Source organism: Streptomyces massasporeus, assembly GCF_014648995.1.
Taxonomy (GTDB): Bacteria; Actinomycetota; Actinomycetes; order Streptomycetales; family Streptomycetaceae; genus Streptomyces; species Streptomyces massasporeus.
In genome coordinates, this window is record NZ_BMSE01000018.1 from 100,167 (window position 1) to 114,405 (window position 14,239).

The 14,239-nt window shown below is 71.3% G+C and carries 14 protein-coding genes and 1 riboswitch; of the genes, 4 read left to right on the top strand and 10 right to left on the bottom strand.

Going from position 1 to position 14,239, the window contains the following annotated elements; translation table 11 throughout:
• Window positions 1-18 precede the first annotated feature (18 nt).
• Window positions 19-1,395, bottom strand: coding sequence for a glycoside hydrolase family 43 protein (locus IE153_RS31530; protein WP_189593148.1), 1,377 nt, complete (start codon window positions 1,393-1,395; stop codon window positions 19-21).
• Between the two features lie 70 nt (window positions 1,396-1,465).
• Window positions 1,466-2,836: a glycoside hydrolase family 43 protein gene (locus IE153_RS31535; RefSeq protein ID WP_189593149.1), complete on the bottom strand. Its 1,371-nt coding sequence runs from the start codon at window positions 2,834-2,836 to the stop codon at window positions 1,466-1,468.
• 176 nt (window positions 2,837-3,012) lie between these two features.
• Window positions 3,013-3,159: riboswitch (cobalamin riboswitch) on the top strand.
• A gap of 36 nt (window positions 3,160-3,195) precedes the next feature.
• Between IE153_RS31535 and IE153_RS31540 the strand changes: the two genes are divergently transcribed.
• The gene (locus IE153_RS31540; RefSeq protein ID WP_189593150.1) at window positions 3,196-3,417 is read left to right on the top strand and encodes a CbtB domain-containing protein; all 222 of its coding nucleotides are present in this window, start codon (window positions 3,196-3,198) and stop codon (window positions 3,415-3,417) included.
• Between the two features lie 20 nt (window positions 3,418-3,437).
• On the top strand, window positions 3,438-4,193 hold the full coding sequence (locus tag IE153_RS31545) for a CbtA family protein (RefSeq protein ID WP_189593151.1): 756 nt from the start codon (window positions 3,438-3,440) through the stop codon (window positions 4,191-4,193).
• Between the two features lie 38 nt (window positions 4,194-4,231).
• Here the strand turns inward: IE153_RS31545 and IE153_RS31550 are convergent, their stop codons facing one another.
• The 4 genes from IE153_RS31550 to IE153_RS31565 all read right to left on the bottom strand — a co-directional run bounded on the left by IE153_RS31550 (window position 4,232) and on the right by IE153_RS31565 (window position 7,271).
• Window positions 4,232-4,822 (bottom strand): histidine phosphatase family protein, encoded by a 591-nt coding sequence (locus tag IE153_RS31550; RefSeq protein ID WP_189593152.1) that lies wholly within the window; start codon window positions 4,820-4,822, stop codon window positions 4,232-4,234.
• Window positions 4,823-4,853: 31 nt separating this feature from the next.
• Window positions 4,854-5,252: a hypothetical protein gene (locus IE153_RS31555; protein WP_189593153.1), complete on the bottom strand. Its 399-nt coding sequence runs from the start codon at window positions 5,250-5,252 to the stop codon at window positions 4,854-4,856.
• 132 nt (window positions 5,253-5,384) lie between these two features.
• The gene (locus tag IE153_RS31560; protein ID WP_189593154.1) at window positions 5,385-6,329 is read right to left on the bottom strand and encodes an MIP/aquaporin family protein; all 945 of its coding nucleotides are present in this window, start codon (window positions 6,327-6,329) and stop codon (window positions 5,385-5,387) included.
• A 189-nt stretch (window positions 6,330-6,518) separates the two neighbouring features.
• Complete coding sequence (locus IE153_RS31565) at window positions 6,519-7,271, bottom strand: helix-turn-helix transcriptional regulator (RefSeq protein WP_229829263.1); 753 nt, start codon at window positions 7,269-7,271, stop codon at window positions 6,519-6,521.
• 127 nt (window positions 7,272-7,398) lie between these two features.
• Between IE153_RS31565 and folE the strand changes: the two genes are divergently transcribed.
• Window positions 7,399-8,055, top strand: a complete 657-nt coding sequence (gene folE, locus IE153_RS31570; protein WP_189593155.1) for a GTP cyclohydrolase I — start codon at window positions 7,399-7,401, stop codon at window positions 8,053-8,055.
• A gap of 3 nt (window positions 8,056-8,058) precedes the next feature.
• Here the strand turns inward: folE and IE153_RS31575 are convergent, their stop codons facing one another.
• Window positions 8,059-9,420: a pyridoxal phosphate-dependent decarboxylase family protein gene (locus tag IE153_RS31575; protein ID WP_189593156.1), complete on the bottom strand. Its 1,362-nt coding sequence runs from the start codon at window positions 9,418-9,420 to the stop codon at window positions 8,059-8,061.
• A gap of 130 nt (window positions 9,421-9,550) precedes the next feature.
• Here IE153_RS31575 and IE153_RS31580 point away from each other — a divergent pair, with 130 nt between their 5' ends.
• Entirely contained in the window at window positions 9,551-10,024 is a 474-nt protein-coding gene (locus tag IE153_RS31580; protein WP_229829264.1) for a MarR family winged helix-turn-helix transcriptional regulator, read from the top strand.
• Between the two features lie 14 nt (window positions 10,025-10,038).
• Here the strand turns inward: IE153_RS31580 and IE153_RS31585 are convergent, their stop codons facing one another.
• The 3 genes from IE153_RS31585 to IE153_RS31595 all read right to left on the bottom strand — a co-directional run bounded on the left by IE153_RS31585 (window position 10,039) and on the right by IE153_RS31595 (window position 14,196).
• The gene (locus IE153_RS31585; RefSeq protein ID WP_189593158.1) at window positions 10,039-10,716 is read right to left on the bottom strand and encodes a response regulator; all 678 of its coding nucleotides are present in this window, start codon (window positions 10,714-10,716) and stop codon (window positions 10,039-10,041) included.
• 22 nt (window positions 10,717-10,738) lie between these two features.
• Entirely contained in the window at window positions 10,739-11,920 is a 1,182-nt protein-coding gene (locus IE153_RS31590; protein ID WP_229829265.1) for a sensor histidine kinase, read from the bottom strand.
• An 83-nt stretch (window positions 11,921-12,003) separates the two neighbouring features.
• Entirely contained in the window at window positions 12,004-14,196 is a 2,193-nt protein-coding gene (locus IE153_RS31595) for an MMPL family transporter (protein ID WP_189593160.1), read from the bottom strand.
• Window positions 14,197-14,239 lie beyond the last annotated feature (43 nt).

Below are 14,239 nucleotides of genomic sequence, written 5' to 3' on the forward strand. Positions count from 1 at the left end.
GCCTCGGCCAGGGCGGGCTCAGTAGCCGACGCGGAAGGTCGCGTCCTGCCGCTCGGTCGTCGTGGAGACCGGGTCGATGCGCAGGGCGTAGTCGGCGTGGCGGATGTAGCGGGTCGGGTTGTTGTGCGAGCGGAACGAGGACCAGCTCGCGTCCGCCAGGCCCGCCGTGCGGTGGAAGGTCGCGTCGGCTGCGAACGTCGACGTGCCGTCGTTGGCGTCGAGGCGCAGTTCGTAGTTGTAGTGCCGCAGATAGCGGGTCGGGTGGCTGACGGACCGGAAGGAGACCCCGGAGCTGTCGGCGAGCCCCGGGACCAGGGTCCACAGGGAGTCCTTGTACGGCTCGATCGGGTACGTGTCGATACGGCCCAGATAGTTCGAGTGGCGGACGTAACGGGACGGGTAGTTGTAGGACTTGAGCCGGTTCCAGGCCGGTGCGCCCCACTTGGCGAGCAGGTTGGTGTACTCGGCCGAGGTGATCGCCGCGACGCCGCAGTGCTTGGAGTTGAGCGGCTGGGTGTAGGTCCTCTGGTCGAGGGCCGTCCAGGTGCCGGAGGCGAGGTCGGTGGTCTGCCAGGCGTAGAAGACGCCGTTGGGGGTGTAGGTGTCGCCCCACAGCCACCAGGTGCCGGACGTCAGTGACTTGACCAGGGTCGGTGCCTCGGTGCCGCCGTGCGCCACGCCGGTGCTGAACTCGGTGAAGCTGCCCGGGTTCAGGGTGGTGGATCTGGCGCCCACCAGCGTCTGGTTCTTCTTGAAGTAGAGGTAGTTGTAGCCGTTCACGCCGACGGCCATGTCGCCGTCGATGACGTCGTAGCCGGGGTCGAAGAACACCTGCGGGGCGGAGGCGGTCACGAAGTCGGTCGTGTAGTTCACCATGATCACGTTGTGGCCGCTGGAGTTGACCGAGGAGTAGATCACCGCGTACTGCCGCCGGCCCGCGTCCCAGAACGCCTCGGGGGCCCAGCTGTGGGTGGCCATGTCGTGCAGCTTCAGCCGCCGGTAGCCGGTGAAGGTGCGCAGGTCGGCCGAGTCCCAGACGTGGATGTATTGGCTGTTGTAGTTCCAGTCGGTGCCCTTGAGGTCGGTGGCGAGCACCACGAACGTGCCGTCCTGCTTGCGCATCAGGAACGGGTCGCGCAGCCCGAGCGCCCCCGCGGTCGGGGTGACCAGGGGGTTGTTCTGGTTGAGCGGCGTCCAGTCGAGCCCGTCGGGACTGACGGCGAGGTGCAGGCCGTAGTCGGTGCCGTCGCCGAGCTTGGTCGACTCGGTGAAGTAGACCATGGCGTATGCCGAGTCGGCGGCGTGCGCGGTGCCGCCGCCGAGGGTCAGGGCGAGCGGCACGGCGGCGGTCATGCCGAGGAGACCGCGGCGGGAGAGGTGGGGGTTCGCGCTCATCTTGTTCTCCAAGGGGGCGTATGAGGGGACGCCGGACTACCGCTCTGGCGGGCGGAGTTCGGAAGACCGTTCAGGAGGGGTCGGGATATGCGGCACGCACCCGCGCCAGTTCCTCGGCGGTGACGGGCAGCACCGTTCCGTGCCGGGGACGCGACGGAAGCGCGTGGTCGCCGGGCAGTGACCAGTGGGGTTCGGCGAGGCTGTCGGTGTGGAAGGGCAGGTAGCCGCGTCCGCCGGCCTCGTCCATGAAGACCCACCAGCCGTCACCGGTGTTGTCCTTGAAGACGGTGGGCCCCTCGACCCAGTCGGTTCCGACGCCGGTGCGGATGCAGTCGTCGACCGGTTCCCACCTGCGGGGTGTCGTACCGGGGGAGTCGACGGCGGTGAGGCTGCGGGAGCGCTCCAGGACGACGTCGCGGGCGCAGGATCCGACGACCTCGTCGTCCGTGGTGATGCGGTAGTACCAGTCGCCGTCCTTGGCCACCGTGGAGTCGATGACGCCGCCGCCCGGGTCGTTCCACACCTTCGGCTCGCTGAAGGTGCGGAAGTCCCTGGTGGTGGCGTACATCATGCGCGGGTACGTGCTGCCGGTGTGCTCGGTGTCGTCCGCCGCGTAGAGGTTGGACGCCCAGTAGACGACGTACGCGCCCAGCTTCGGGTCCCAGGTGGCCTCCGGCGCCCAGGTCATGCCGGCCCGGTCGCCGGAGACCTTCACATGGCGCTGTTCGGACCAGTGCACGAGGTCGGTGGACTCCCAGATCTCCAGGTACGTGCTGCCGAAGCGCATCGCCTGGCTCCAGCCCTTGCCGCCGTTGATCTTCAGGTCGGTGGCGATCAGGTAGAACCTGTCGCCCTCGGGGGAGCGGACGATGAACGGGTCGCGTACGCCCTTCTCACCGAGGTCCGAGGTGAGCACCGGCTTGTTGCCGTTCAGGTCGTCCCAGTGGAGGGGGTCATTGCCGCGGGAGGCGCCGAAGTAGACCTGTTCCCCGTCGGAGTAGCGCTCGCCCGCGAAGTAGGCGAAGAAGTAGCCCTCCAGGGGCTTTCGCTCCGGCAGCGCGCGGACCGTGACGTCGAAACGCCGCTCGACCTGCTGGTGATCGAGCCGGACCGTGGCCGTCAGCGTGACATGAGCGGGAGGCCGGCCGTGGGCGGGGCGGTTGACCTCGCCGGTCGGTGTGACGGTCCGGGGGCGGTCGGACGCCCACCGCACCTTCGCGCCGTACAGGGATGTGGTGGGCAGACTGAGGTGGCCGCGTACGTCGTCGGCGTCCCACACGGTCAACGCGGCGGCGGCTTCCTCGAGGTGCGGACCGGCGGTCGACGCGGGCACCGCCTGCGCGGGCAGCAGACAGCATGCCGACGCGGCGAGGGCGAGCGGGATCACCAGGTGTCGGGGCAGACGCCGCGGGGGGCGGGGCGAAGCGGGCAGGAAAGGCATGGGCGGCTCGTCCTTCTCGGCTTCGGGAATGAGCTGTCCTTCACCGCACTCGATCGATATGTCGAACAACGTTCGTGTTGCCGGATGGGAACGTAGGGGCCGCGCAGCATCACCGTCAATACTCGTGCGCGGGTAAGCGTTCGGTGAGAGCAAGCCCCGCCCCGCCGCCGGGCATTGGTCATGTACGGGTCGACGGGTACCGTCGGTGCGAATCGACGACGGCAGAACGGAAGCCGGTGGGAATCCGGCACGGTCGCGCCACTGTGTGCCCCTCGACACGAGAGGGAGCGAGTCAGACCCGTAGCCGTCGTCCAGTGCACCACCGACAGGGGACGCGAGCTCCCCGAGGAGGACCTGCCATGGCGCAGCATGTCGCCCAGCCGACCGCTTCCACCCCCGCCCTCCCCGCCAAGCTGCCGATCGGCGCGATCGCCCCCTGGGCGTCCTTCTTCGGCATCCTGATGCTGGTCCTGCTCTACTTCGTCGGAGCCGAGCAGGGCGCCACCTCCGTCGCCTCCGGCGATGACGTCCACGAGTGGGTGCACGACGCCCGCCACCTGCTCGGCTTCCCCTGCCACTGACGCCGGGGAGCCACACCCGCATGAACTCCACCACCGTGAGAAACCTGCTCGTGCGAGGCATGCTCGCCGGTCTCGCCGCCGGTGTACTCGCCCTGGCCGTCGCCTACTTCCTCGGCGAACCGGACATCGACAAGGCGATCGGCTTCGAGGAAGCCCACGCCCACGGGCACGAGGCCGAACTCGTCTCCCGTGGTCTGCAGTCCACCGCAGGCCTGGCCACCGGCGTCCTCGTCTACGGCGTCGCCTTCGGCGGCATCGCCGCTCTGGCCTACTGTTTCGCGCTCGGCCGGATGGGCCGCCTCAGCCCCCGGGCCACCGCGCTGCTGCTGTCCGGCAGCGCCCTGCTCGCCGTCTACGTCGTGCCGTTCCTGAAGTACCCGGCCAACCCCCCGGCCGTCGGCGACCCCGACACCATCGGCAAGCGGACCACCCTGTACTTCCTGATGATGCTGCTCGGCGCCCTCCTGGCGATCGCGGCCATCGTCCTCGGCAAGCGCCTTACGCCGGGCCTGGGCACGTGGTGGGCCACGGTCGTCGCGGTGGCCGCGTTCGCCCTCGCGGTCGGGACCGCCTACGCGTTCCTGCCGGCCGTCGACGAGGTACCGGCCGGTTTCCCGGCCGCCGTGCTGTGGCGGTTCCGCCTCTCCGCGCTGGCCGTCCAGACCACTCTCTGGGCCGGATTCGGCCTGCTCTTCGGCGAGTTGGCCGAGCGGCTGCTGAACCCCGGGCCCGAGACGGCCGCCGCCACGGCCCGGCCGGTCGCCGCTCCCCACTGACACGCCCGAACCGCCTCGCCCCAGTGAGCCGTCGCGACTCAGAACCCCGCGCCGGCGCCCGGCACGTCCAGCGGCCGCCCGAGCCGCAGGTTCCAGCGCCCGGCCCGCCCGCTGAGCTCCGTCGCGGTCAGCGGCGCCACGTCCAACCGCCAGAAACCCGACGCCGGCAGGCCCACCGCATGGACCACGGCGGCCCGCACGACGTCCGGCTCGACCACGGCGAGCGTGCGTCCGTCCGTCTCGCGCAGGGCGTCCAGCCAGTGGCCGACGCGCGCGCACGCGTCCCGCACCGACTCCCCGCCGTGCGGTGCGCAGGAGGGATCGGTCAGCCACCGCCCCACGGCCTCCGGTTCGGCGACGGCCACCTCGTCGAGGGTCCGGCCGCGCCAGCGCCCCACATCCAGACCCGCGAGTTCCGCCGCCTCCCTCCCCTCCAGCCCGAGCGCTCCGGCGGTCTCCCGGCAGCGCACGCCGGGGGAGACGACCACCCGGGCGGCCGGGGGCAGCGACCCGGCCAGCGCCGAGGCACGTGCCCGTCCGTCCGCGTCGAGGGTGCCCCCGTCGTCGAAGCGGGCCTGCCGCAGCGACTGGTTCATCGCCGGTGAGATGAGGACGACACGGCTGGTCACCCGACCGCGTGCCTCCTGCCCGACACGGCTGTCACGCGCCGGGCCGGCTCTGGATCCGCATGCCGGGGCGGCGGCGGTGAACCGTCACGTACGACAGGCCGCTCTCGCCGGCCCGCACGCTGCGGACGCTGCCGTGCGGCAGCCAGACGAGGCTGCCGGACTCCACCGCGCACGGCCCGGTGGCCGAACCGAGCACGCCGTCGCCGTCGACGACCAGCAGGAGGACGTCGAGGTCGGGTTCGGCGTGGGCGTCGATGGAGCCCTGGGGCGGGACGCGGACGAGATTGGCGTCCAGTTGCCGGCCGGGCGCGGCCAGTCGCCACAGGGCGCCGGTGGAGTCCGCGCCGGCCTCGACGAGGGAGCCGGTGTTGCCCAGGATCCGGGGAAGGGGAGCGTCGGCCGCGCCGGGGATCTCCTCCGGGTCAGTCATGGATCGCGCCACCATCCGATACGGGCCTGCCCTGGGCCGGTTCACCTGTCCGGCAGGCGATCCGCACCGCTCACGGCCGGACGCCCAGAGGAATCTAGCATCGGCTCTCGTCCCGACCGTGGCCGATACCGCTCACTCATCGTCGGACGTGGTGGGCCGCGTCCGGCCGGGCTCCGGCTCCTCGCCCTGCAGCGCACGGGCGTGCAGCACGTCGCCGATGAACAGGTCGTAGATCAGCACGCCGATCACACCGCCGACGAGCGGCCCGACGATCGGGATCCACCAGTAGTCGCTGAACGCCCCGGCCAGGCTGCCGGGAAACGCCAGTCCGTCCCATCCCGCCATCCAGGTGAACAGGCGCGGGCCGAGGTCGCGGGCCGGGTTGATGGCGTATCCCGCGTTCGCGCCGTAGGACATGCCGATGGCCGCCACGACGAAGCCGATCACCAGCGGGCCGAGGTTCGCCTTCACGGCCGTGTTGCGCAGGTCGATGATCGCCACCACCAGCATGACCAGGAAGGCGGTGCCGACGATCTGGTCGAGCAGCGGCCCCAAGACGCCGCCGTTGAAGTACGGCGCCGGGAAGGTGGCGAAGATCGAGAACGAGGCGAGGGTCTTCCCGTTGGTCTTCGGCCCCTTGAAGGCGTCGTCGAAGGCGTTGATGGCGTCGTGGTACACGGCGTAGACCAGGGCGGCCCCGGCCAGGGCGCCGAGCACCTGGGAGGCCCAGTAGGGCAGGACCTTGACCCAGGGGAACTTGCGGCGGACGGCGAAGGCCAGGGTGACCGCCGGGTTGATGTGCGCTCCGCTGACGCCACCGGCCACGTAGATGCCGAGGATCACGGCCATGCACCAGCCCCAGGTGATCAGGAGCCAGTCCCCGGCGCCGAGGAAGAAGATGGTGGGCCCCTCGGTGCGGCCCGAGCCGGGCAGCGCCGCCACCGTCATCGCCACGACGCCGCATCCGAAGGAGATGAGGACGAAGGTCCCCAGGAACTCCGCCAGGCACTCGCCCGCCAGGCCTGCGCGACGTCTGAGCCTCGAGGGTTTCACCAGAGGCTTGATCTCCACTGCCATGTGATTTCTCCCTGGGTTCGCTGCGGTGCCGCCTGACGCGCGGTAATCACGTGGTAACCCGGCGCGTGGGGCGCGGCAACCGCAGGAGACTCCCAGGTGGCTCGCTCACCTGCCCGCCGGACGGGCGGGCGGCGGGGTGGGCGGTTCGTCGACGATGTCGAGCGGCCCTGGGGTGGGTCGTCGAAGAGGTCAGCGGCCCTGGGGTGTGTCGTCGGCGGACTCGCTGTCGCCGGAGCCCAGCCGGACGCAGCATTCCCCGGGCTCCGGGGCCAGCGCCGCGCGGACGCCGTTGACCTCCAGGCCGTCGAGGTAACCGCTGAGGAACGCCTGGTTCATGCCGCACACCAGGTCCGGAGCCTTCGCGGCCAGCGGATGGAAGGGGCAGTTGCGCAGCCGCAGTCGGGTCGGGGTTTCCCGGACGGGCTCGTAGCCGTACCGGTCCAGCAGGCGTTCGCAGGCGGTGAGTCCGCGCTCGGGGCCCAGTCGGCCGGGGCGGGTCTCGTTCCGTGCGGCCTCGCCCATCTGCCGGCCGCGCTGCTGCGCGGCGCGCGTCGCCGCCTGTGCGGCGTTCTCGTCGGCCTGCTCGGTCAGGACGGCGTCCAGGAGCAGGTCGGCCAGCAGCTCGTGGCGCCGGTCGGGGATGTTCACGGTGATCTGGGCGTCGGTGGGCTCGTACACCTTCGGCTGCCGGCCGACCTTGCGGGTGCCGCCCGGCGCCTCGTAGCGGGCGCGCAGCAGGCCGGCGTCGACCAGCTTGTCGAGGTGGAAGGCGGCGAGTTTCCGGGAGATGCCGACGCTGGCGGCGGCCTCGTCGCGGGTGACGGCGCGCCGGGCACGCCGGATGAAGGCGAACATGCGCCGCCGCGAGTCCTCGCTCAGGACGCTGACGGAGTCGATGGCGCTGTCGGCCGGGTCGGCCTGCGCGGGCGGGTCGGAAGCCACGGGACAACGGTAACTCCCACACGCATGGGTGCGAAGGCCTTTCGGGTGCTCTGCGCTGCGCGTCTTGACGTGCGACGGGAATAAGGCAAAAACTTGTTGGTGAAACTCATCTTCGGAGGCCACTGACATGACCGAGCACCCCGCGCCGACCTCCGTCCGGTCGGACCTGTACGACGGAGAAGCGACCGCACCCGCGCGGCCCGCCCTGCGGGTGGTCCACGAACCCGACGGGATCGACCTGGCCGCCGCGGAGGTCGCGGCAGGCCGCTTCCTGGAGGCGCTCGGCATCTCGACGGCTTCGGAGAGCCTGCGCGGCACACCCGGCCGGATGGCCCGCGCGTACGCCGAACTCTTCAGCCCGCGCCCCTTCGACCTGACCACGTTTCCCAACGACGAGGGCTACGACGAGCTCGTCCTCGCCCGGCGCATCCCGGTGCGGACCGTCTGTGAGCACCATCTGCTGCCGGTGGTCGGCGTCGCGCACGTCGGCTACCTGCCCGGCGCCCGCATCCTGGGCCTGTCCAAACTGGCGCGCGTCGTCGAGCACTTCGCCTGCCGCCCCCAGGTCCAGGAGCGCCTGACCAAGCAGGTCGCCGACTGGTTGCAGGACCATCTGGAGCCCAAGGGCGTCGGCGTGGTCATCGAGGCCGAGCACTCCTGCATGACGCTGCGCGGTGTCCAGGCCGCCGGCTCCGACACCCTGACCTCCACCCTGCTCGGCCTGCTGCGCTCCGACGCCCGCTCCCGCGGTGAGTTCCTCGCCCTGGCGGGCGTGACCCGGTAGCGGTCATGACCGGGCGAGACGCGTGACCCGTTCGTGGAGGCGGTGGACGTGGTCCTCGGACTCCGGCTTCATCAGGACGCTGCGCAGGATGCGGGCGCCGTCGGCGTCGGCGGTGACCTTCGGGTGGCGGGCGGTGAAGGCGTCACGGTCGGCCTTGAGGGTGCTCAGGAACACGGGATCGGGGCCGGTCATGCCCCCGGCCAGGACGCGTGCCGACGCCGCGTCGATGGCGCCGAGGGCGGTGGGCTCCACCGCGGGGAAGTAGCTGACGATGTCCAGCTCGGGCTGCTGGTACAGCTCCAGCTCGTCCGAGGCGGTGATCAGGCCGGCCCAGTCCAGCGCGGCCCGGCGGCCGGCCCCGAGGACGCGGCCGAGTCCTTCGGGGGTGGGCGGCAGGACCTGGAAGGTGAGCCACAGCGCCGCGGCGGAGGCCCCGGCGCGGGAGCACTCCAGGCTGATCTCGCCGAGGTGGAGCTCGCTGGAGGTGAAGTAGGTGTAGGGCGAGTCGTGCAGGTAGAAGCGGCCCACCTCGGGGTCGCGGAAGAGGACGGCACCGCAGCCGTAGGGCTGCAGTCCGTGTTTGTGCGGGTCGACGACGATCGAGTCGCACCGGGCGATCGCCCGCCAGGGCTGCGGGGGGAGCCCTTCCGGGCCCTCCGCTCCGGCGAGCAAGGTGAAGAAGCCGCCGTAGGCCGCGTCGACGTGGAGCCGGACGCCGTGGCGCTCCCGGAGGGCGAGGGCGTCGTGGATCGGATCGATGGCCCCGAGGCCGGTGGTGCCGGCGGTGAGGACGACCGTGCCCACCTCTCCCGTCCGCAGGATGCCCTCGAGCGCGTCGAGGCTGATGCGGCCGCGGTCGTCGGTCGGGATCGGATACCCCTTCATGCCCAGGACGTGGCACATGCGGCCGTGGGTGTAGTGGGCGTCGGCGCTGTAGGCGATCCCGCGGCCGGGGTGGAGCTCGCGGGCGACGAAGAGGGCCTCCAGGTTGGCGATCGTGCCGCTGGTGGTGAGGTGGCCGAGGTGGGTGTCGTAGCCGAACATCGTGGCCAGTCGCGCGACGGCCTCGCGCTCCATGCGGGCGGTGGCGGGACCGCCGTCCAGGGCGTGGTTGTTGGGGTTGATCAGCATGGTGGCGAGGTGGCCGACGACCGCCGCCGGGTGCGGGGGCTTGAGCATCTGCCCGGCGTAGCGCGGGTGGAAGAACGGATAGTTGTCCTTCAGCCTCCCGGTGAGCTCCTCGAAGGCGGCGGCGAAGCGGTCGTCGTCGACGAGGAGGGACGGGTGCTGCTCATAGGGCCCGAACGTGCCGGCCCACTGCTGTATCGCGTCGTTGGCCCGGCCGAGCCAGTGCTTCAGGTCCACTGATCTCCCTCTCTGCCGATTGCTGGGGTGCAGGACGACCATAGGAGTTAGTTGACTCCTCAGCAATTGATTGCTCAGTAATTGAGACGACAGTAGGTGAAGAAGCAGTAAAGTCGGCCGGGTGAACCCCGTGAACCGAGAGAACGACGAGGCGGCCCGCGTCGCCGACAGCCGGCTCGTGCACGACTTCGGGCTCCTGATCAAGGCCGCCACCCGCCTGGAACAGCGGATCGACACGGCCCTGCGCAAGGAGTGCGAGATCAGCCACACGATGTTCGAGGTGCTCATCCGGCTCTGTCGGCACCCGGACGAGGAGATCTCGCAGCGCCGGCTCGCCGACGACCTCACGCTCACCAGCAGCGGCATCACCCGCCTGATCGACCGTATGGAGGGGTCCGGTCTGGTGCGGCGCGTACCGGCCCCCGGGGACCGCAGAAGTGTCCTGGTCGAGTCGACCGACCACGGTCGTGCGGTGTTCCTCCGGGCCGCCGCCGCCCACGCGCAGGTCGTGGAGCGGTACTTCGTGGCGCCGCTGGCCTCCGCGGACTACGGGCGGCTGACCCACTCGCTGGGCGAGATCGAGAAGGCGCTGCGCGACAGCTGACTCCTCGGTGACGGTCAGGTCCGCGTCTCTCCGGCGCGGACCAGCCCGCTCTCGTAGGCCATGACCACGAGTTGGGCCCGGTCCCGGGCGCCGAGCTTGGCCATGGCCCGGTTGGCGTGGGTCTTGACGGTGACCGGGGTGACGAAGAGCCGTTCGGCGATCTCGTCGTTGGACAGGCCCGTGGCCACCAGTGTCATGACCTGGCGCTCCCGGGGTGTCAGCGTGGCCAGCCGCTCCGGGGCGGCGAGGGCGCCGGGGGAGGGCTGGGAGAGGAACCGGGCGATCAGTCCCTTGGTCGCGGTGGGCGAGAGCAACGCCTCGTCCGCCGCGACCAGCCGGATCGCGTGCAGGAGTTCGGCCGGCTCGACGCCCTTGCCGAGGAAGCCGCTCGCACCGGCCCGCAGCGCCTCGACGACGAACTCGTCCACCTCGAACGTGGTGAGCACCAGCACCTTCACCCCGGCCAGATCCTCGTCCCGGCCGATGAGCCGGGTGGCCTCGATACCGTCGACCTCCGGCATCCGGATGTCCATCACCACGACATCGGCGCGTGCGGAGCGGGCCAGATCCGCCGCCTCCCGCCCGTTGGACGCCTCCGCGACGACCTCCATGTCCTGCTGAGCGTCGATGAGCAGCCGGAAGGTGCCCCGCAGCAGGGCCTGGTCGTCGGCGAGCAGAACACGGATCGTCATGGGTGACTCTTACCTCGTGGGGTCAGGCGGACGCGGGGGCGAGGGCCAGCGGGAGTTCGGCGACCACCTGGAAGCCGCCCTCGGGAAGCGGCCCGGCGGTGACCGTCCCGCCGATCGCGGTCGCCCGCTCGTACATGCCGATCAGACCGTGACCGGAACCGGGGCCGGGGGAGGCTCCGGGGCGACCGTCGTCCGTCACCGTGATCCGCAGCCGGTCCGGGCCGAAGTCCAGCACCACCTCCGCCCGCGTCGCCGACGCGTGCTTGTGGGTGTTGGTGAGTGCTTCCTGGACGATCCGGTAGGCCGTCAGTTCCGTGGTGGGCGCGACGGGCCGGGGTGCGCCGGCGGGCGTCACCCGCACGGACAACCCGCCCGCCCGTACACCGCCGACCAGGGCGTCGAGATCGGCCAGTCCCGGGATGGGCGCGCGGGAGTCGGGCCCGTCGTCGGGCTGGCGCAACAGGCCCACGGTGGCGCGCAGTTCGTCGAGCGCGGCGCGACTGTTGTCCTTGATGTGGGCCAGCGCCTCGTACGCGCGGTCGGGATCGTTGCGCATGAGGTGGTGGGCCACGCCCGCCTGGGCGTTGACCAGGGTGATGTGGTGGGCGACGACGTCGTGCAGTTCGCGGGCGATGCGGACGCGCTCCTCGGTGACCCGGCGCCGGGCCTCCTCCTCGCGGGTGCGCTCGGCGCGTTCGGCCCGTGCCTCGACTTCGGCGAGGTGCCGGCGGCGGGTGCGGACGGCGTGGCCCAGCGCGGTGGCGGCGATCGCGAGGTCGAACCTGAGCAGACTGGTGCCCGCGAGGGGCGGCTCGGAGTCGGCGATCGCGTAGACGGCCGTGATCAGGACCGACGCGGTGATGCCGACGATCCAGGCGGTGCGCCGGCTGCTGCGGGTGGCGAGGCTGTAGAGCGCCACGAGGCTCGCGGCCGGCGCCATGGAGAAGTCCGGCGCGACGGACAGGTGGGCCAGATCGACGGCCAGCGAGGCGAAGACGACTGGAAGGGGCCATCGGCTGCGGAAGACCAGCGGCACGCACGCCAGCGCCATCCAGGCCGTGCCGCCCGGGCGGGGCGCGTGCCAGTCGGAACCGTTCTCGCCCGCCGCTGTCGCCGCCGCGCCCACCAGAACGAGCACCACCGCCGGAAGCGCGTCCCGGATCCGCTCGTGACGGGCCGGCAACCGCCGACTCAACGCAACCACCTGCACTCCCTCACTCTACGCAGCACGGACCGGCCGACGGTGCGTCAGCCCGCCACCCGGTCCGCGCCCTGCGTCGATGTCCGTCAGCCGTGGAAGCCGGCTGTCTCCGGTTCCCGGACCGCCCGGGGCGGTTGCACCGGCTCCTCCGCGGGGCCCTCGACCGAGACGCGGGGCAGCGCCCGGTCCAGCCGGCGGGGCAGCCACCAGTTGGCCCGTCCGCACAGGTGCATCAGCGCCGGCACCACGACCATGCGGATCAGCAGGGCGTCCAGGGCCACGGCCACGGCGAGGCTGACGCCGAACTCGGAGATGACCCGCATGCCGCCGAACACGAAGGAGCCGAAGACACACACCATGATGGTCGCGGCGACGGCGATCACCTTCCCCGTCTCCGCCTGCCCGACCCGGACCGCACGACCGCTGTCACCGGTGTGCGCCCACTCCTCTCGCATCCGGCTGACCAGGAAGACCTGGTAGTCCATGGACAGGCCGAACATGATGCCGACGACCAGGATCGGCACGAACGACTCGATCGGCCCGGCCGCGCCCAGCCCGAGCAGTCCGGCACCGAAGCCGTACTGGAAGACCACCACGATCGCGCCGAAGGCCACCCCGATGCTGAGGATGTTCAGCAGCGCGCCGACCGCCGGAATGAGCAGACTGCGGAAGGCGACCGTCAGCAGCAGGAAACCGAGAGCCGCGATCACCAGCACGAACACCGGAAGCTTGCCCATCAGGACCGACGCGAAGTCGTCGTTGCTCGCGGTGACGCCACCCACGTAGACCTTCATCGACGTCCCCTGCTCCACCCCGGGGATCACGTCGTCACGCAGGTGGTGGATCAGGTCGGAGGTGGCCTCGGACTGCGGGGACGTCGTCGGGACGACGGATATCACCCCGACCGTCTGCCCCTCCTTCATCGGCTGGGCGCCCACACCTGCGACACCGTCGACCTGCTCGAGAGCGGTGACGAGCTTCGCCGCGGCGGCCTTGCCCGCGGTGTCGGGTGCCTGGACCGCGAGGACGAGCGGGCCGTTGACGCCCGGTCCGAACCCGTCGGCGATCATGTCGTACGCCTGACGGTTCGTCGACGTCGTGGGCAGGTTGCCGTCGTCGGACGCACCCAGCCGCAGGGAGAGCGTCGGCAGCGCGAGCGCCGCGAGCACCACGAGACCGACCAGACCCAGCACCTTGGGCCGCGCCTGGACGCGTTCGGCCAGGCGGCCCCACAGCCCGGTGCCATCCGACGGGAGCGCTCCGAGTCCGGCGAGGGCTCGGCGCTCGGCGCGGCCGAGGATCCTCGTCCCGATCATGCCGAGCAGCGCGGGCAGCAGGGTGATGGCGGCCAGGACGGTCAGGACGACGGTGATCGCCGCGCCGATCGCCATGCCGTTGATGATGCCGACGTTCAAGGTGAGCATGCCCAGCAGCGCGACCACGACGGTCAGCCCGGCGAACACCACGGCCCGGCCCGAGGTGTTGAGGGACTTGGCGACCGACTCGGCCACGCCCATGCCCGCCAACAGGTTGCCGCGGTGCCGGTTGACGATGAACAGCGCGTAGTCGATGCCCACGCCCAGACCGATCAGCGAACCCAGGGTCAGCGTGGTGTCGGAGAGGGTGACGGCATGGCTGAGCAGCATCACCGCGACCGCGGAGGTGCCGACGCCGGCGATGGCCGTGATGATCGGCAGCGCCGCCACCCAGACCGCCCGGAACACGAACAGCAGCACGATGAAGGCCAGGACGATGCCCATGGCGTCGGCGACCGCGTTCGGCTCCGGGTTGACGGTGAACGCCTGCCCGTTGAGCGCGATGTGCAGACGCTCCGACTCGGGAGCCGTCGCGAGGTCCTTCACCCGGTCGATCCGGGCGTCCTCGACACCGTCGTCGAACGCGACCGTGGCGTAGGCGGTCCTGCCGTCCTTGCTGACCTGGGCCTTGCCGGCGGAGGTGTAGGGGTCGGTCACCGAGGCCACGCCCGGGGCCTCGGCGATGCGCTCCAGCGCTCCCGCCATCGCCCGCTCGGCCGCACCGTCGGTGACCTTGCCGTCGCTCACCTGCCAGACGACCCGGCCACTCTTGCCCGCCGCGCTGCTCGCGCCCTTCTGCAGCAGAGCCGTCGCCCTCGCCGAGTCGGTGTCCTGGGAGAGCGGGCTGTTGCCGAAGCTGCTGCCGGCCGCGCCGACCGCCCCGCCCAGGGCGATCAGCAGGCCCACCCAGGCCAGGACGACGGCGAGCCGGTGCCGGTGGCACCAGCGGGCGAGAGGGGACATCGACGAGCCTTTCCAGAGGAAACACGGGCCGGAACTCCGGCAC

Excerpts from the sequence above, each read along its gene's own strand:
- IE153_RS31530 (WP_189593148.1), bottom strand. The coding sequence starts at position 1,395 with ATGAGCGCGAACCCCCACCTCTCCCGCCGCGGTCTCCTCGGCATGACC.
- IE153_RS31535 (WP_189593149.1), bottom strand. The coding sequence starts at position 2,836 with ATGCCTTTCCTGCCCGCTTCGCCCCGCCCCCCGCGGCGTCTGCCCCGA.
- IE153_RS31540 (WP_189593150.1), top strand. The coding sequence starts at position 3,196 with ATGGCGCAGCATGTCGCCCAGCCGACCGCTTCCACCCCCGCCCTCCCC.
- IE153_RS31545 (WP_189593151.1), top strand. The coding sequence starts at position 3,438 with ATGAACTCCACCACCGTGAGAAACCTGCTCGTGCGAGGCATGCTCGCC.
- IE153_RS31555 (WP_189593153.1), bottom strand. The coding sequence starts at position 5,252 with ATGACTGACCCGGAGGAGATCCCCGGCGCGGCCGACGCTCCCCTTCCC.
- IE153_RS31560 (WP_189593154.1), bottom strand. The coding sequence starts at position 6,329 with ATGGCAGTGGAGATCAAGCCTCTGGTGAAACCCTCGAGGCTCAGACGT.
- folE (WP_189593155.1), top strand. The coding sequence starts at position 7,399 with ATGACCGAGCACCCCGCGCCGACCTCCGTCCGGTCGGACCTGTACGAC.
- IE153_RS31585 (WP_189593158.1), bottom strand. The coding sequence starts at position 10,716 with ATGACGATCCGTGTTCTGCTCGCCGACGACCAGGCCCTGCTGCGGGGC.
- IE153_RS31595 (WP_189593160.1), bottom strand. The coding sequence starts at position 14,196 with ATGTCCCCTCTCGCCCGCTGGTGCCACCGGCACCGGCTCGCCGTCGTC.